This window comes from Pseudomonas sp. WS 5011, assembly GCF_012985775.1.
GTDB classification, from domain to species: Bacteria; Pseudomonadota; Gammaproteobacteria; order Pseudomonadales; family Pseudomonadaceae; genus Aquipseudomonas; species Aquipseudomonas peli.
The window spans coordinates 120,260-140,628 of sequence record NZ_JAAQXA010000012.1 but is presented as its reverse complement, the minus strand read 5'-3'; the positions used below and the strand labels follow the sequence as shown (position 1 = coordinate 140,628).

At 61.5% G+C, this 20,369-nt stretch carries 2 protein-coding genes; both read right to left on the bottom strand.

Annotated features, from left to right (window positions below):
- Positions 1–22: 22 nt before the first annotated feature.
- A complete protein-coding gene (locus HBN63_RS14380; protein WP_170049903.1) occupies positions 23–1,672 on the bottom strand; it encodes a ShlB/FhaC/HecB family hemolysin secretion/activation protein in 1,650 nt (549 codons plus the stop codon).
- On the bottom strand, positions 1,660–20,241 hold the full coding sequence (locus tag HBN63_RS14375; RefSeq protein ID WP_170049902.1) for a leukotoxin LktA family filamentous adhesin: 18,582 nt from the start codon (positions 20,239–20,241) through the stop codon (positions 1,660–1,662). Before HBN63_RS14375 ends, HBN63_RS14380 begins: the two co-directional genes overlap by 13 nt.
- Positions 20,242–20,369 lie beyond the last annotated feature (128 nt).

The following is a 20,369-nucleotide window of genomic DNA, read 5'->3' as shown; positions in this document are numbered from 1 at the left end:
TCTTGTCTCCCTATTTTGATTTTTATCGAATGATCAATTGCGCCAGAACCTGGCCGCTATCCTGATCTGGTGTTACGTCTTTAAGGGTGTTGGCCGCGACCAGACTCAGGCTGACATGCCGCCCCCAGGCGAAGTTCAGACCCACCCCCACGCTCATCAAGTCGATGTCATTGGTACCCAACTCCATGGCCCGACCGTAATCAAAGAACACGAATGGCTGCAAATTGTCATTGAAACGCCAGTAGGCTTCAGTGTTAAGGGTTATTCCCTGGGGCGAAGCAATCACCCCGGGCTCATAACCCCGCACACTGCTGATGCCACCGAACTGGTACAGCAGCGCGGACGGAAGACTCTCTGTATCGGTGGCGAACTGCCAGGACAGTCGGCTAACCAGTTGATAGTCGGTTTGGATGTCGCGGCTCAAGTAGCCAACACCATTGAGCAACTGGTAGCTATCACCTTCGCCGTTCACGGCATTGTCCGCCGAAGCCTGGCGCAGGCGTTGCTCATAGCGGCCATACCAGGGCCCGTCACGGTATTCGACCTGCCCCTTGAGGATCACGTCATCAATATCCACCTCGCTTAGCAGCAGGCCATCAATGGTCGATTCGGAGGTCTGGTGGCTGTAAGCGATACCACCCAGCAAGGTCCAGTTCTTATCGACCCACCAGGGCTGGTCGTAACCCAGGCCGTAGGAGGTCGAATCACCCTCGATATTCAGCGCAGCGAAGGGGCCCTTCTCGATGCTCATGGTGTTAGTGCCGGCCTCGAAATAAACAACGCCGTTGTGACGGTTGATCGGACGGCTGTAGCGCAGGCTGCCATATTCCGAACCAGAAGTGGCGACCACCACGGCATTCAACGCATCGGCGACGCCGGTCGGGGAAAACCAGGTCAAACTGCCGCCATACTGCTCGCGGCCAGTGCCTTCGCTGCCGTAGTTGTTGAGAAACACTGACCACTGCCAAGGATCGGGTTCGAAGGCCTGCAGATCGACCCGGGTGGTACCGAAGCCCTGGCCGGGCACCAGACTGGCACTGACCTGCGGCCCCGGTGAAGTGCTGTTGAAACGCGAAATAGCAGCCATCAGCGCTGGGCTATCCAGTGTTTCCCCCGGCGTCACTTCGATGCGTTCCCGATAGAACGCTTCATCTACGTACTCAGGCGCTTTCTGCCAGCCGAGCGAATCAATCTTCGCCTCGACCAGTACGATGCTAAGCACCCCATTGCTGATGCTTTGCGGTGGCACCACAGCACGCGCGGTCAGTTGTCCGGCCGACTCGTAGATCGCATTGATCTTGCGTAACAGCTCGTTGATGTCTTTGAAGCTAATGCTACGACCCACATAGTCGCTGGCTAATGCCTGCAACCGTGCCTGATCAATGAACACCGAAGGGTTGAAGTGAATACCCTGTAACACAAAGCTTTCATCACCCGAGGGCAACTCCTGCGATGGCGCTATCTCACCCTGCAGCGCCGGCACCTCAATACGCCGGGCACGCTCCTCAATTTCACGCTGACGCTGGATCTGCTCCTGCTGATTACGCTGCAGACTTGGATTGATCTGCCCCGGCACACCCGCGGGAATAAGTGGGGCCGCCTGGGCCTGCGCCGCGACCAACAGTCCGACAACGCTCAGCCCGGCCCAGTGACCCTTGATCAAATTTCCCACTTGCTTACCTCTTCACTGGTCGACGGCTGTTCTGGCAGGTCGAGATTGATGCGTAGCTCAGCAGGTTGCAGCTGCCAATTGGCGACCCAGCCACCGCCGGAGACGCGCAATGCAGCAGCATCAAGTAGCGATGCCAGTCGCGCTAAGGTGAACCCGTTGGAGAGGAACTGCTCGCCATAGCGTGCCGCGGTCATGCCCTGGTACTGAATGCCACCGGCGCCTTCGTGATCTTCCATGAAGTTCGGCACAAGTACTTGGTGCGTGTAGGCACGGTGCAGTACATAGGCGTTGGTAGTACTGGTCAGTTGGTTCTGCGCGAAGCTGAAGGCACGATCCTTCTCGTAGAGCTGGATGTCAGCGCCGCCCAGATAAGCCGGGCTGGCGTTGTTCATCAGGATTATCGCCTGTGAGGTTTGCAGACGCATGCGATCCACGCCTTGGGCATCGTCGATCGCCAACTGGGCACCACTCATCTGCACCTGGCTGTCCGAAACGTGTAACTGGGCGATCTGCACCTGGCCAGCCTGCAAGCCGAGAACCAGACGATTGGCGATGGCATCGCCGCTGCCGGTGATATCCAGGTTCAACTGGCCTGCACCGGTGTGCTGGCCATACAGCTCGATATCCTGGCCATGTAAATCGGCGCTCTGGCCGATGCCGGCATCCGCTACCCGGATCAGATTGCCCGCCCACAGGCTCATGGTCGGCGCCTGAATCCGGTCGACGTCGATGCTGCCCGGACCGGCCACAGCATTGCGCCAGCCGGCATTGATGGTCACGCCCTGATCTGCCACCAGCTCATTGCCGCGAGTATCGAGGATGCTGTCGAGCAGCACCTGGCCGCCCGCCAGCAGACGGGTGAACCCGATGTCCTCGTCAGCATGCCAGCTCTGATCTCCACCGCTCTGGCTGGTGCCCACGCGGATGGCGCCACTGGCCAACAAGCCCACATCGCCACTGGCGGTGAGTTGATTCAGGCTCAGGTTGTGGCCTGAGGCGCTGATCAAGCCGTTGCCGGCAACGATGGTCGGGATACTGATGTCGCCCGCCGCGTTGAGCAGCACATCGCCATTCACCACTGCGCCTTCGAACAGGCCGCTGGACTGGATACCGGTGCCCATGGTGATACCACCACCGGCTGCAGTGATGGTCACTGCACCGCCCGCCTCAATGCCCTGGGTGAGGTTCACTGCACCGCCGGAGGTCAGCAGAACATTGCGCCCGACCCTGATGGCTTCCAGGTCAATCTCGCCGCCGACGGTAAAGGTCAGGTCGCGGCCGACTTCGGCCACACCGGTGACATTCAGATTACCGCCAATGCCCACGGTGAGGTCGCGTCCAGCACGCAGCGAGTTAGCACCGACGAGGTCGACATTAACGATATCCAGATTGCCAGTAGCCAGGATACCGACATCGTTTTCGGCTTCTACCTTGAGCGCGCTGATGTTGCCATGCCCTTGGCTGGCATCACCGTTGACCTGCAGGAAGACATCGCCCTGCAGGCTCTGCGCGCGACCCAAGCGAAGGTTACGACCAAAAATTTGCAGTAGCCCTTGAGCCTGGGCGTTACCGCCCAGTACATCGCCATCAGCGCGTACCAGAATATTCGCGCCGGACTTCAGGTGTGACGGCACCAGCACGTTCGGCGTGGCCGGATCGGCCAGTAGGCCGAACTGGATGTTGGCCAGCGAGCCGGCCAGGGTTGTCAGGGTCAGATCGCCACCGCTGATACCCGTGCCAATCTGCAGGGCATCAGCAGTGGTGTGGACCGACAGCGTAGTCGCAGCATTGACATTGCCCAGCTGCGCGCCGCCTGCATTGACCTCTACCCGCTTGCTGTCGCTGTGCAGGTCATTTACTGCAAGCGCCCGCGCGACATTCAGCAGCAGGTCACCACCGGTGCTCTGCAGACGGCCCAGATCGGCACTGCCCACATCGAAGCTGACCTGCCCGCCCACCAGGGCGGTGTCGCCGATCCAGTCGCCGTTGCCGGTGACGGTCAGGCTGTCGCCAATGTTCAGCGCACCGTAGCGCAGAGCAGTACCTGCTGCGCCGCTGTGGTGCAGTTGGGCTGCCCCACCGGTGTTGGCCTTGAGCAGGCTCAGGGCACCAGTAACAGACAGATCCAGATCCCCGCTCAGGTTCAGGTCAGCGATGTTCGCGGCGCCCAACTGGAACAGGGCGTTGCGACCGGTCAGACGACCCAGGTCCAACTGGCCACTGACAGTCACATCGCTATCGCCGGTAATGTCCGCGGTGCCAACCTGGGCGCTGGCAGCGCTCAGGTGCCAGTTGCCACCCGCAGCCAGTTCATCGACGAAGAACGACCGCGCGACATTCAGCAGCAGATCACCAGCGGTGCTCTGCAGACGGCCCAGATCGGCGCTGCCCACATTGAAGCGCACCGGCCCGCCCGCAAGAGCAGTGTCGCCGATCCAGTCGCCGTTGCCGGTGACGGTCAGGCTGTCGCCAATATTCAGCTCGCCATAGCGCAGGCTGGTACCCGCTACGCCGCTGTGGTGCAGTTGGGCAGCACCAGCGGTGGTGGCCTTGAGCAGACTCAGGGCGCCAGCAACGGACAGATCCAGGTCACCACCCAGGCTCAGCTCAGCGATGTTCGCGGTGCCCAGCTGGAACAGGGCGTTGCGGCCGGCCATACGATTCAGATCCAACTGACCACTGACAGTTACATCGCTATCACCGGTAATGTCCGCAGTGCCAATTTGTGCGCTGGCAGCGTTCAATTTCCAGTTGTCTCCGGCTGCTAGTTGATCGATACCGAACGAGCGGGTGACGTCCAGCTCAGCCGATTCGCCGACCTGTGCTTGCCTCAGGTACATATCCCCTGATACTTGGGTCTGCAACCAGCCACCTGCGTCAAGCTGATCAACCCGCAGATCACCGCCCTGATACTGGATATTGCCAAGGGCCTGCAAACGCCCCAGGTTCAAGCTCTGACCCGCACTACCAAGCACAATGTTGCCTGCTTCAGCGCGCATCAGCGTGCCGCTCAGCGCGCTCAGATTGCGCAGATAGATGTCACCTTGACGGGTTTCAGTACGGGTCAGCTCGGGCATATCTACCCGCAACGCTTGGTCGACCCTGCCGATGCCCTGCTGAGCCAGCATGACGGCCGACCCTGCGCGCTCGGCACGCAGATTAGTCTGGCCATCACCGTTCGCGTCGATGCGACCGCCAGCCTGCAGATTGAACAGATCGCCTTCAGCCTGACCAGCGCGGAACAGTTGTCCCAGTGACATGTCTCCATCGGTGTTGATGGCCAGCAAGCCACCCGTCTGGATCAGGCTGTCGGCATCCATGGACAGGCTGGCACCGAGCCAGGTGGCGTTGCCGCCAGCAATGGCCTGGTCCCGCAGACGTAGGGCACCAAGGGCGCTGACCAACAGATCACCGCCAGCTGACAAACGCTGCAGATCCGTGGCTTCTGGTGAATTCAATTGCAAGTCACCGCCGGCCTGCAGGTCGCGGCCACTCAGGGTCGATTGGGCGTCCAGATACAGGTTGCCGCCGGCACGGATCAGACCCGCACGTAATGCACCCGTGTCGCTCAAACGGATGTCGCCGCCAGCGCTGGCATCCAGCTCGCCATCCAGCGACGCTTGATCGATCACCAGCGCAGCACCATTCAGACCGAGAATGTTGTCACGGGCATTCAGCCGGATGCTCTGACCTGTCACCGTCAGACCTTCAAACTGTCCCAACAAGCTGCCGTTGGGGGCATCCAGGCGCAGATCGCCAACCGCGAAGATACGACCAATGCGGAAGTCGTCACCCAGCCAGCGCAGACCAATGTGCTGGCCAGCCGAGGCCGACAACAACCGCCCGGCCACATCCAGAGAAAGCATTGCATCCGTGTCAGTCGTACCCAGATTACCAGTGCCCGCCAGGAGCACCAGATCACCGCCAATGCTCAAAATGCCTGTACCAGTGGCCGCCAGAATGCTGCTGGCAGCGGCCAAACGCGCATTGCCGCCACTGATCACGGTACCGATATTTAGATCACCGGCTGACTGCAGGTACAACGCCCCACCCGTCGTGGCATCAAAGCGTTCGCGGGCCGCCACATAAAAAGGCTGGGTACGGTTGACCAGCAGGCTGACCAGCTGCCCTTGTTCGTCACGGATCAGCTCCACATCGCCCGGCGCGTTGGCTATCGCCAGTGCTGCCGCTTGCTGGACAGTGAGGTTGCCGGCACGCAGGGCGGCAAAGTCGATCAGCAGGCTGTCGGCCAGGCGGCCAATATCCTGGCTGGTGATCAGCGTTACATTGCGTCCGGAAACGTTAGGGTCTGCTGCCCCTACAGGCGTGCTGGCGGCAGAACCCAGAGCAGTGGAATCGATGGCGTAGCGCAGCTCGCCTTCAGTCCAGATGGCATCGCGGGTCAAGGTTTCGATCTGCGCGGCAGTCGCGGTGTAGCTGAAATCGCTGCGTTGGGTCTGGAAGTCCGTCTGCTGTGTCCAGCCTTCGCCAAAGACGCCTGCGAAAAATAATGCATGACCGTGATAGCGCTCGTCGGCAAAGCCCTGCACCTCGGCATCGCTGAGCCCGGTGCGACCCGCCTGCAACTCAGCCAATGGCCGGTAAAAGTCCAGACTTTCCTCGGCCAGCACGAAAGTATCACCTTGCAGACTGCCAAGTTCACGCAGGCGCCAGTATTCACGGTACTGACTAACCACCTGATCCTGGAAGGGCTTGACTGTGCCCTGCAGAATATTGTCCTCAGCTCCGTACGCGCTGGTGAGCTTGAGTTTTTCCCAGATCTGCTGGCGCTGGCTTTCGTTCAGGGTATCGGAGGCCAGACGCTGACCGGAATCGTACAGCGAGCCGTTATCGACCTTCAGCCAGACGTCACCGGTTTCCGAAATGATCTGGCCGATCCAGGCGTCACCCTCAACTTCATTGATGAACACATCCCGCACGGCAAAGGCATTCAGGTTGCCATGGGTACTGCCGCCAGAGGCCGTCCCCTGTTCACGGGCAATGACCCGTAACGGCACAGCAGTGCTGCCGATGGCACCTGTCGCGTACAGGTCAAGGTTGCGCCCGAGCACATGTGCAGCACCTGCAGACAAGCCACCTATCGCACCCAGGTCACCATTTACCCGCAGAACCACATCACCCAGACCGTTACCGGCATTGATGCTGCGCAGCAACACATTGGATGTCAGATTCAGGTTGATGCCGGCGGCGCCAGAGGTGGCCTGCAACGTTCCGTTATTGGCAAAGCCGGCGACCACGGCACGGCCATCCTGACCAATATAGCCGCCGGCGGTCATGCGCAGTTCACGGCTGAAACTGCTGCCGTCACTGCCGTTGATGATGTTGCCCGCAGCATTCAGCTGGGTCACCCCACCGGGGTTATTCAGTCGCCCGCCAATGATCAGATTGTTATTGGTCTTGGCATCGATCAAACCGGCCGAATTACCGACAAAGGCAATCTGGAACGGGTTGTCGGCCTTGACCGAGTGGTCGATACGCAGCGTGGCCGAGCGAGGGAAACGGTAGTCCCATGACGAATAATACTCGCCAGCCCGTGCGTGACCGGCCGGGTAGCGACCACTGGCTTCGAAATCCCAGTGACAGCCGGAGCCGATGCTGTCTCCACAACCGTGGTAGTTGACCCCGATACCGTAGGTATTTCCCAAGCTGCCGCTAATGCGCTGTTCATAAACATTATCAAGCGCACGTGTTACCACTGCACCCGAGGAGACGGTCCATGGATCGTTTGGCGTGACATCATTCCAGACCCAGTTGCTGGCCGAGAAATTATCACCATCCCGGATAATTTCCCGCGACAGGTTAGCTTGCTGGTACCACTCGAAGCGCAGATTGGCAGCCGGATTATAGGTGGTCGAACTGGCCGCAGAGCTGGAAACACGATAGGCACCCAGAACCGAATTGGCACCATTGCGGTTGTCATACACGCTCAAACCGCTGTTCTGATCATGCACATACCAGGTACTCAGAGTCCGGCCACCTGTTGTGGTCTTGAAGGTATCCACGATCTGCACAATACCCACCGAACCCACCCCGGTATCAATATTTCCGAGTTGCAGTTGATGCGATGAACGGTTGTCAATAACCACGTTACCGAAGCCATTGTTGACCTCAATGCGACCCGCTGTATTGGTACTGATGATGCCGCCACGCATATAAATGAAGCCACCGCCGGAGGCGTTGACATCATCCAGTTGAATGCGTTGATTGACAAAGTCGTACTTGGCTCCGATCCGCTGACCACTGGTGGCCGTTAGCAGATGCGTGGGAATATCCACGGCCTCGACGCACAAACCGTTGGAGCAGCCATGCTGGCTGATCCAAGCATCTAGGTCGGCACTTATGCGGACCGAGCGGTCAGTCTTCATGCCACTGCTAATGGTACCGTTGATATCGATATAACGTGCTTGAATACCAACCTGACCACCCACAACACGCCGACCATCGCCACCGCTGCCAATATTGGCCTGTTCGTAATTGACTGCACTTTTGTACAGGGAGCGGTAGTTAATAATCGGCACCCAGGAGTCGGTATTGTCCATTCCGTTGAACTGGAAAGCACTACCGGTAAAGGATTTCGCTGTGGCCTCACTGCAGTTCAGAGCTGACCCTATCGACGCCGGCAGACAACCACCGAACAACAGCACACTGGAGCCATCTGAGTCACTGTAGATGCCGGCACGGTACATCATGCTGAGCGTCAACAATGTCCCATTGTTAAAAACGCCGTTTCCGTAAACATCACTGGCAATCAGTTCAAGAGCCACGTTGGCCGAGCCGGTTACCCCGGCGAAGGAGCGCCACTCGGAGAACGGATTACTATTGACTGACCAGTAGCTATTTGGTTGGAAAACCGTCATCGAGCCATTCGGGACTTCCACCAGTACCTGCTGGCCATAGGTCAGACCAAACTGACCAAGCGAGCCCTTGGCATTGGAGATATGGATCAGGCCGCCTTGGTTGAGAATATCGCCAACCAGGAAGATCGCCGGGCCGAAACTGACGTTGCCGACATTACCGCCAAAACTGTTGTCGATACGGATCTCGGCACGCCGGTCAGCGGCCACTTCATTAACCTGACCATTGAACTGCGAACGCGAGGCCGCACCCGTGAAATACACCCGGCCGCCGGGTTGGTCGGGGATCAGGGCATTGCCAACCAGCAGATAGTTGGCACTTTGGTTGATCACCTGGATACGCGGACCACCGTTGGCCGTGAGGGTACCGTTGCCGGACAGACTGTCAGCATTAACCGTGACGGTACCGCCGGCCGCGAGCATGTCACCCAGCTCAATGGCGCCGACGTTGCTGCCGGAAATCGTGCCCTCGATCACTGCACGGGTCACTTCATCCATGTCAGCAAAGGTATTGAGGAACTGACGCGGGTTGAAGTTGCTGAGTTTTACCGCGCTGACTGACAGGCCGGCCGACTGGGTCAGCGTGCCGTTGGCAGCAATATTGATCAGCAGCTCGTTATAACGACCAGCCAGTAGTGTGCCGTTCAGGGTAGCGGCAATGTTACGGCTGATATTCGCATTGCTATTGCGGCTGGTCACCGGGATGAAACCCAACTGATAACCCCGCGCTTCACCGTCGGCCAGCGCACTGACCAGGCCGTAATAACTGCCGACCCGGACATTGCGCGCGGCCAGCACCTGACTGCCGGACGCCAGCACGGTGTTGGCCTGGTTGACGATATCGGCATCAGCCCGCGCGGCGGGAATAGCAATGAGGCCGCGTACCGAGCTGTGCGCTACCGAATTGAGCTGCAGGGTGTTCTGCCACAGCCCCTCCGGATCGTCGCCAGCGCTCAGGGTAATGTTGCCCAGCGCCTCCAGCTTGGTGTTGCTGCCAACCGACAGTAACTGGTTGGAATTGAGGTCACCATCGACGCGCGCATCAGCCAAACCGGCTACGCCCCAGGTGCTGGCCAGTGCTTCCAAAGACATGCCGGCCTGGCTGTAGGTGCCGGCGCCGAGCGAACCGCTGGAGAACAGCGCGCCGTTGGCACCAATGGTCACGGTGTTGTTCAGGTTCGCTTGGCTGTCCACGCCCACGCCGCCACCGGCAATTGCGCCACCCGTACTCAGGGTCACAGACTCGCTCACCTGCATACGGGTAAAGGCACGCAGTAACAGGCGAGCGCTGTAATCGGCAGCATTCAACCCGGCGAATAGACTGACACTGTTACCCACATCGACATGGGCCTTGCTGTCGATCCGCGTATCACTGTAAACCGCCTGCCCACTGATCACGCCGCCACCGGCACCGGAGGCCGCTGCACCGAGGTGACGGCTGAAGATATTGTTGTTGGCCGTGATAATCAGATCCTGCTGCGCCGCCAGTCGGCTGTTCTGGCCAATACGCGCAAGGCTGTTTGCGATCACGCGGTTCTCGCCACCGGCACCGCTGGCGCCAGCCAGAGCGGCATTCACCGAGTTCGCATGGGTGCCAAAGATCGCCCGGTACTCGGCCGTCAACGACAGATTACGCATAGCAATCTGCACCGAATCTCCGATTTCCGCGGTTGCCGAGCCCTTGGTACGGGTACTGGCTATTGACGCATTACCGGCGATAACACCGCCACTGCCAGCCACTGACTTGGCCTGGTTGATATCTTCGGCGTTGGCATTGACCAGCAGATCGCTGATCACCGCAGCGCCATTGCGGTCGCTGGCAAAGTTACCCAGGCTCGCCAGGGTAGTGCTGTCCGATTCGGCCTTGGCCACCGAGGCACCTACTGCCAGACCACCCACCGCTACGCCGAGCGCATCGGCATACTGATGACTGCGACCATCAGCCAGAATTTCGATACGCCCTGATGGCAGCTTCAGGTGAGTACCGGTCAGTGCGCTGACGGTGGCGGTATTGAAAGCTTCGGCAATGGTGGCATTGGCGCTGAGGAACAGACCGCCGCTACCGGCAATGGACTGGGCCCGGACGTTGGCCTTATCGGGATCAATCTCACTGCCGCTGCGGTTGTATTCAAGCGCCGACTTCAGGCGTAATCCACCGCTGCCGCGCACATCAGCACGGTTGCCAATGCTCGCCTTAACAGTATTAGCCGTTTGTGCCCGGGCATAGGACGCGCCGACGGCAACACCACCGGCTACGCTCGCACCCAGTGCATAGGCATTGAGTTGTGGCAGCACACTGGCGCTGAGGGATACGCCGCCCGTGCCGCCATCCACCATCACATCGTCGCCGACCCGTGCTTCCACCTTGGTGCGCTCGATCGCGATCGAGGCCACACCGGTCCCGGCAACAGCCAGACCACCCGCGGCAGCCAGACCATACACATTGATACCACCCTCGCCACGTGCGCTCAGATTGACCGCATTACCGGTCAGCTGGGCATTATCGGCAACCAGCACCTTGACGTTACTGTCGCGAACGCCGCTCGCCACCACGATGCCAACCGCAGCAGCACCGGCACTGGCACCTAGGGCATCAATATCCAGGTTGAGCAGGTCACTGGCATTCAGGTTGATTGCGCCCGTGCTGGTATGCGCACCACTGATGCGACTGCTGATGTCGTTGCGCATCTGGCCGATGGCCAATGCTGCGCCAAGACCGACGCCAAAACCGGCACCTCCAGCGTAGGCTTCGACCTCGACTGCATCATCATGGCCGGCAAGGGTACTCGCCCGGGCATTGATATCCAGAGACGCGGACTGACTGCTGCCACCATTCAGCTCGGCAGCCACCCGCGCATTGGACAGAGTCAGCGCAAAACCGCCACCAACCGCAGCGCCGCCGACAGCAGCGGCACCGGTCAGATTGCGGCTGTAGAGTTTATCCTCGGCACTGATGCGAGTGGCGCCACTGGTGACGATGCTGCTGTCACTGGCCCGAGCCAGGGTCTCGTGCTTGCGTAGGCTACCTGCTTCAAAACGATCCCCCAGGTCGGTCTTGTTGCTGTTGACGCGAGTCTTGGTCGCCGAATCGGTTTTACTCACCAGCTCGTATTTCTGCGTGCTGTCGTTCCACTCGTAGGCGTCGTAGGTCAGATCACCGGTCTTGTCGGCCTGGCTGATGCTATTGGCCTGGCTGAGGCTGCCGTTACCACCCTTGTCCAGCTCATCCATGGCGTTGACGTTTTCATCACCGGCGCTCACGGAGGTGGCGCCGGAACCCAGCAGCAGCAGTCCCATACTGCCGCCCAGGGCGCTGGTACCAACGGAGCCGGTGACGGTGTTCAACCGGATGTCGCCTTCACGCAGGGCGCTGAGGGTGAACTGATTACCGACCAGGGTCGAGCGATCGAACAGCGCACGGGTGGCGCTGTTGGCCACCAGGACGTTGGCACTGCCACCGACACTGGTGCTACCCGCCACTGCCGCACCGACGGTGTTGCGGACATTCAGGTTGTCTTGGGCGCTGATCGACAGGTGGCCGAGCGGCCGGCTGGCCTGGCCAAAGTCAACCTGACTGGCACCAGCCTCGGTGGTGGTTTCCACCACTGCGATGCCAATCGAACCCCCGACTGCCATACCGCCGCCGCCGGCACTGGCCACATTCATGGCGATGCCAGTGCTGTTGTTGGCCGTCACCTCGGTGCCGCCGCTGAGCACGCGAGTGCGGGCAGCAGTCGCAGCGTTCAGGTCTGCGCCCAGCCAGGCGCGGGTGACGCTTTGGTTGTAGAGGGTCGCCAAGGCGCCGGACACCGCCACTGCACCGCCGGTCACGCTGGCGGCATTCGGTGCCAGGCGCTGCAGGGCACTGGCGCTGACCTTGAGCGAACCCACCTCGAGCTGGCTGCCGCCATCAACCAATGCCTCGGTTTCACCCTTAAGGATCACCAGGCTGGAAGAGATACCCGGGGCCACGATGGCGCCGGAAATGCTGGCGATGATGGTCGAGACATACTGGCCCGAACCGGCCGATACCTCGGTCAAGCCCCGGCTGTTCAATTGCAAGCCGCTCAGGCGCGCCTGGGTCAGGCGGCTGATGATCGTGTTGTCGACACCCGCACCGACTGCCGCAGCACTCGGGCCGCCGGCCACGGCAGCCAGGTAGCCAGCCGTGTAACTGTGGCTGTTGGCACCGACGCGGACATTCTGGGCGGTACCCGCGCCTGCGGCCTGGTTGATCCGCGCGCCGTCGATATAACCCAGGGTGCTGCCGCCCAGCACGGTGGTGTTGACCACGCCGGATACCGCGGCGCTGGCCAGCGGCACCACTGCCAGGCTGGCGGACAGGGCGATCTGGCCGACCTGTTGAACCGAACTGGCCTGCACTGCCAGACCGGTAATTTGATGCTGACGGATCGACAGGTTCGGGTAAGGGTTGAACTGTTCGGCCTGGATCCACTCGTAGTCATCGCCCGGGGCGTTGTTCAGCGCCCCGCTGTCCACAAGCAGCTTATCGCTGGCATCCGCCGCCTGTGCGCTGACGGAAGTGCCCGAACCGTCGATAAACGCCTTGGTGTTGGTCTCCACCACGTTAACCGTGGCCAGGGCAGCAATGGCCGCGTTGCCGGCGCCGGCAGCAGAGACCGCCGAGCCGAGGATGCTGTCGAGGTTGCGCGCACTGACCGCGATATTGTTCTGCGCCAGCACCTGCGCCCCGCCGCCGATACGTGCCTGGGTCAGGGTCTGGATGATGTTGGTGGCCGCCACGGTGGAGACCGCGGCATTACCGGCCCCGCCGCCAGCGAGGATGCCGGCGATGATGTTGGCCTTGGAGTTGGCGTCGACACGCAGATTACGCAACGCCCAGCCGGCACCGAGGTTGCCGGTCAGGCTTGCATGGATCTCGCTGTCGACGCGGTTGATCGCGGTACCCACACCCACTGCGGCGCTACCGGCACCGGCCACACCGCCGGAGCCTGCGTGGATGCTTGAGGTGTCGCTGGCCAAAATCTCGAAGTTGCCGGCCGAGCCGCCACTATCGGTAACCTCGGCACGGGTCTGCGCTGCAATGTTGTTGCTGGTGTTGGAGAAGGCGACACCTGCACTGCCACCACCCACGCCAGCAACCGCCAGGGTCAGGATGTTGCCGTCGGTGGCGGCCTTGACCAGCGCATTGCCGGCGCCCAGCAGCAGACTGCTGTCGACAATCCGCGCGATACGCTTCTGGTTGATGGTGCTGACTGCAATGGCCGCGCCTACAGCCGCAGTGCCAGCGCCCTGGGCGTTGCCGGCCAGGGTCTTGACGTCCGCGTCGCCACGGGCGGCCTGGACCTTGACCGAGCCGGCGCGCACGGTGCTGCCATTGATCTCGGCGCGCTCTTCGCCTTCGATCACGTTGATCGCAACCGAGCCACCGACTGCCGCAGTACCGGCACCACCGGCACCGACTGCAACCGAGCGGATGTTCGAAGAACCACCGCTGGCCAGGGTCAGGGGGCCTCCGACGGTCAGGTCGCTGTCGATGACCTCGGCCAGGCGCTTGGAAAGGATAATGTTGTTAGTATCGGCGATACCCACCGCCGTGGTGCCCGCACCACCGAAGGCACCAGCCAAACTCCAGATGGTCCGATCGCCAATGGCCGCCGACAGATCCAGCGCGCCCACATTCAGGGTGCTGCCTTCGATGGCTGCACGTTCGGTGCCCTGCAACACGTTGCTTGTGAAGGAGCCGTTGACCGCTACGGTGCCGGCACCGCCACCCGCCAAGGCGATGGCATAAATGTTCTGCTTCGCGCCGCTGTGCAGGCTGGCATGGGAGAAACCGCTGATCTCGCGGCTGTTGCGGATCAGAGCTATGCGATCGGCGCCGATACGGTTGACCGAGATGGCGCCGCCGACGGCTGCAGTACCGCCGCCCTTCACCGAACCGGTGAGCGAGGCGATCGTCAGACCATTGCCGGCGCTGCTGTCCAGATCCAACGTCTTGCCGCTACCGGTGGTTACCAGTCGGCTGTTGTCGATCAGGGTCTTGTCTTCGCCGTCGATCACGTTGACCACGACGGAGCCTCCGACACCGGCGGTTTGACCACCGGCGGCGTCGATGCCCAGGCCCCAGATCTCGCCGTCCAGCGAGGAGGTCAGATCGGCCGAGCCGGTCAGTTCCACATCACTGTCGGTCAGGCTGGCGCTGCGTTCGGCATCAATCAGGTTGACCGCCACGGCCCCGCCGACGCCAGCGCTGCCGCCGGCGGCCGAGAGGTTGAAGGCCACCGACCAGATGCTCGCGCCCAGCCCCGGCTGACTGGCGCTGATCGACAGGTCGCGGGCGCTCATGATGGCGTTGTTAAGACGCGCGGTGGTGGTGTCGGCGATGCGGTTGAAGGTGATCGCACCACCCACCGCCGAACCGCTGCCGGACACTTGGCCGGACAGTGCCGCGGTCATGATGCGGCTCTGCAGGGCGGCACCGATATCGGCGTCACCGGTGAGTATGTAGGTACCGTTCTGCACGCTAGCTGCCGCACTTTGCTGCATGTCGTTGAGGCTGACAGCACCACCCACCGAGGCGTTGTTGGAGCTGGCGGTGATGTTACCGGCCAGCGAGTAGGCGCCGCCGCCTTTGGCGGCCTTGACCGTCAGGTTGTTGGCCTTGAGGGTCTTGCCAGTCATATCGACGTTGGCATTGATGCTGCCACGCGCAACCACCGCCGTGGTAGAGCCGGAAACGGCATTTTCCTTGGCGCCCGCCGCGCCAATCGCCGCCGCCAGCACGTCGGTGCTGTTGCCGGCATTGACACTCAGATCACCGGTAAGGTTCACCTCGGTGTTGGCCAGGCTGGCGGTGTAATCACTGCCGGTATAGACCACGCTGACCGCGCCGCCGACCGAGGTTTTGCCGCTGCTGGCAGCCACGTTACCGGCGATCGCCAGCACGGCTTCACCGGCAATCTGCCCGCTGAACAGTTTCTGTTCGGTGGTATTGCCGGTGGTCGAACCGTCTTCGGCAAACAGATCATCCTGGGTATCGATCCCACCGTCGATTTGCTGGGTGGTCTGCGCGCCATCCAGGTCCAGTTCGGTATGGCTCAGGGCGGTCAGTCCGGCCTGGGAGAACAGGCCGTCCAGCGCGGACAGGCCGGTAACGCTCTGGGCGTTAACGTTGACGTCACCACCTCTCAGGGAGGAATCGCCTGTGTCGGATTTGTCGACCTTAGCACGCACGTCGTTATCGACGATCACCAGGGAAATCGCGCCCGAGGCAGAATTGCTGTTCTGTCCAGTGGTCACCGCGACGGCAAGGGCACCTGCCAGCAAGCGCGCGGCACTGTTAGCCGAGACATCCAGGCGATTGAAACCGGTTGCCGTGCTGCCGAGCCAATCGGCAGACAGCTTGTTCTTCTGTACCGCCAGCACCAGGGAGCCGCCGACACTGCTGGCGCTGCCGTTGGAACCGGTGGCCAGTGAGAAGGAACCGCCACCCAGCAGGGTACGACTACGGTCGTAGGCTGTGACGGCAATACCCTGATTCAGCCCGGTACGCTGTTTGACGATGCTGTCTAGCACCAACGCCGCGGTAGTGTTGGTGATCACCCCGCCGGAGACCGACATGGCCACCGAGGTATTGTCATTGCCGGCGGTAGCCGCTGCGATACCCAGGCCCATGGCGACCTGATCACCGGCGCTGGCAGCCTGGATCTTGAGCAGGTCATTGTCGTTGAGCGTGGCGTTCTTCAGTTGCGCCTGGGTCAGGTTATACAGGTGGTTGTAGGCGATCGCACCGGCAATGGCCGCGCTGCTCTGGCTGCGCTGGCCACCGGCGAGGGTGAAGGCACCACTGCCCGAGCCGCTGAGCTGGTTGGTCTGATTGAGTGACAGTACCGTGACCTTACTGCCCTTACTTGGCGGATCGCGCGGATCAAGGACGATATCACCCAGCTGAGCGCGGGTCTTCTGACCCACCACGTTGACGCTGGCCGAGCCAGCCAGCGCCAGCGATTGCTTGGTCTTGCCGGTGCCAGGGTCAGGCTTGTCGTCGAACAGGCCCTTGATCTTGTCAACCACCTCACCGATCTTATCGGGGACGCTGACGATGGTGTCCTTGATGCTGGTGGCTCCGCCCTTGGCACCGGCGATGCCGTTTTGCAGACCCGCCGACGCATCGCCAAAGACCATCTGCAGCAGGCCCTTGCCAATCTCCTCGACCGCGCCCATCACGCCCTTATCGGCGCTCTCGGCATCAGCCTCATCCTGCTTTGCCTGCTCCTCGGCCGTACGCGCCACAGCGCCAGCGACACTAAAAGCGCCGACCTGACCAGTGCTCTCGGCATTCACCAGCAGCTCGTCGACCACCCAGCGGGCATTACTAATGCCTGCGGCACCCGTACCCAAGGCACTGCTGCGCAGACTGCGGTTATCGCCAACCAACGCCTGCACATCGGTGTGCAGCACGTTGACTGCGACCCCGGCGCCGATGCCGGTTTCATTGGAAACCGCCAGCGCACCGGCAGCGCTCCACAGACCCAGCTTGTGATCAGCTGTAATGCCTACTTGCTCGGCATCAACACGGGTGCTGTTGTGAATCGAAGCGTTGACGTCGGAATTCACCACGCTGACCACCACCGCGCCGGTGCCGGCAACGCTGGCGCCCTTGCCGGCCGACGGCGTGACGCCGATGATCAGTTCTTCCTGGCTGGCCGTGACATCGACCCGTTTGCCTTTGACCGTGCCATTGGCGCCGATACCGGCACTGGCCTGGTTGTTGCTGACCTGAACGTTGACACCGCCACCGACGGCCTTGCCATCGGAGCTGTTGCCGAACAGGGCTAATGAAATGTTGCCGGCAATCGCCAGCTGCTGGATCTGATTGGCGGCACTGACATCCACGGCCGAGTCCCAGGCCCAGACAAACTCACGCAAGGCCTTGCGTGCCTTGTCTTCGTTGTTGTCCTTATCCCTAATGACCGGGAGGAAGCCATAGGGATTGGCCTGCCAGTTGTTGTCGGTCGCGGTTGCGGTCAGGGTGACGTTGTCACCGACCCAGGCAATGGCATCGATATCGGTGTTGAGCACCGCCACCGAGCCGGCCAGACCGGTTTCCTCGGAATTGCTGGTGGCACTGGCATAGACGCTGGCGATCTTTCCCGGGATAGCCGCGGCGCCCGGGACATGCGTCTTGAGATTCTCAAACACCTGATCCAGCGAGTTCCAGCGGTCCAGGCCGGCGAGGTCCAGCGTCTGCAGATTGCGCGAAGCAACGCCGATGTGGTCGGCGTTGACAGTGGTGTTATTGCCGATCAGCGCCCGGGTGTGCTGGGTCAGCTGGTTGTAGGAGGCCGCGACGCTGATGCCCATCTTGGTGCCGTCGTCCTTTTCGGCGTCGGCCAGCACCTTACTCTCGGCACCATTGTGCAGGCTGCGCTGCTGCTGCAATGCGGTGACCGTCAGGTCGCCGTCCAGCACCAGCCTCTGCGGCAGCGCCTGATCACCGCCGCCAATACGTGCCTCGACCTGATGATTGGCAATCCCCACAGCCACGGCAGAGCCGAAGCGCAGCTGGCTTTCAACCGGCCCCGCATCGGGCTTGATTTCCATACCCAGGAAGGTCTTGACCTTGTTACCAATGGCAGTGGTGAATTTCTTGAAATCTTCCTGCGACAGCACCTTGGCTTTCAGGCTGTCGAGCGTAGTCTTGCCTGCCTGAACGCTGGCGCTGTTGGATTGCTCGGACACCACGTTGGCCGCGTTGACGCTCAGGGAATGAGCGCCCAGATCGGCGTCAAAACGGGAGCGGGTGTCGCTGTTGAACAACGTCAGGGCCACCGCCGGGCCACCCATGGCACCCTGGCCAACGCTTTTGGAAGACGCGCTATTGCTCAGGCTCTGCTCGGTCAGGGCAGTGACGCTGACATCCCCGTCGACCTCATCCAGGTTCGCGTTACGGGCGACGCTGGCAATGGTCTTCAGGTCGGTATGGGCCATGCTGAAGGCCGCCGAGAGCGTGGTGGCATTGCTGCCCCCGCCATCGCGCGTGGTGGCAGCAGTGCCTTCGACTTTAAGGCTGTCCTGGCTGTGGGCCAGCAGACTCAGGTCCTGGGATTCAATGGTGGCATCGTCGAGAATCTCGACCTTGGTCTCGCCAGCCAGACGGCCATAGGCGATACCGGCGTTGAAAGGTAGTTTGCTGGTGATCACCGGCAGCGAGAAGTTCGCCGTGTCGACGTTGCGGGTGGTTTCCGCGGCCAGGTGCAGGTCACCCGAAGCCTGGATGTCGGCGGTACCGGCAACCGTCACCCGCGACGTCCCCTCGGCCACCGCGAAGGTGGCGTATGGCAGCATGGTGATGAATTCGCTGTAGTTGGAGGGCGGCACCGCGCCCTTGTCGTGACTGCTGTCGACGGCCTCCACCAGTAATGTGTAGACGTGCTCGGCGGCGCGTTCATCAGTCCAGCCGGCATTGAGCAGCTTGACCTTGTCGATCATCGCCTGCAGCTCGGCGGTGTCGAAGAAATCGCCAAGCAGGCCGGAATCGACGCTCACCTGGGTGACGGAGCGGGCGCTGACGTCCTTGCCGATCAGGGTGCCGCCGATGTCGATGGACGAATGCGCCTGGGCGTAGCCGCCCAGCTGGCGGTCCACCGCGAGGGCCTCGACGCGTACATTGCCGGCCTTGTCGGCCTGGTCGTGACCCGCGTCCAGCACCGCGCCGGCCTTGATATTGACCTTGGCAGTGCTGTGGGCGGAGCCCAGGTTGGCCTTGCTCTGGCGCTTGATTGCCGCTTCCAGCTGGTCGACGTCGTCAATCGCGCTGCCATCTGCGTTTACGGCGCTGAAGCCGAGGTCGCTGTATGCCTGCAGGGTGATATTGCCGGACGCCTCCTGGGAGCCAGCCAGGGCGCGGGTATTGATCTTGCCGGTGGCTTCGACGTTCAGCTCCGGTGCGTTGACCTGCACGCCGCCACCGCCGCCATCGGCCATCAGCGCACGCAGCTCGCCGGAGATAGTAACGTCGTCCTTGCCGACAATCAGAATGCTGCCGTCCTGGCGCACGGCTGCCGTGGCATCGACCAGGCCGTTGGTATTCACGGTCGCCTGGAATACCTGGGCACCGGCGTTGACCTGTGCTCCAGCGCCAACCACCGCGCTGGCGGCGAACAGATTGACCGAACCGGCACTGTTGACCTTGCCCTGGATACTGACTTCGCCGTTGCCGGCGTTGTACTTGCCGGCCATCAGATCGGCCGCCAGCGCCGTGCCTTCGGCATCGCTGCCATTGGTCATGGTCGCGGCCAGCTGGCTCATCTGCGAGGCGCTGGGGGTGGTGACGGTCAGGCTGCCGACGTTGACCACGCCGGAGGCACCGACCACAAGACCATGGGGGTCGGCGAAGATGATGTTGCCGCCGATGGAACCATCTTTAAGGCCGTTCAGGTTGCCGTTGATCACCGCGCGCGAGTCGTGCACCAGGTTGACCAGGTTGGCCTTGCCTGCCGGAACATGCAGGTTGACGGTATTGCCGGCGTTGACGTTAAAGTGGCCGAAGGAGTTGAAGCCAGTATTGCCACGCACCGTGCTGGTGGTGATGTCAGTCACCGTGCCGTTGGTCACCATGCTGGTGGCGGTGGGCATTCCCGTATGCAAGGTGATGTTATTAGTGCCGGCGTCCGCTGCCGCCCAGGCCGGGATCCCACCGATCGCCATGAGCAACGCTGCAGTGATTCGATTCGGACGAAAGGCCTCAAAGGAGTCAACCTTTTCCAAGGGTTGGACCACTGCATTCGAGCGACTGTTTACCGGCATATCAAAGCACCTTCCCTTTCACTTCGTAA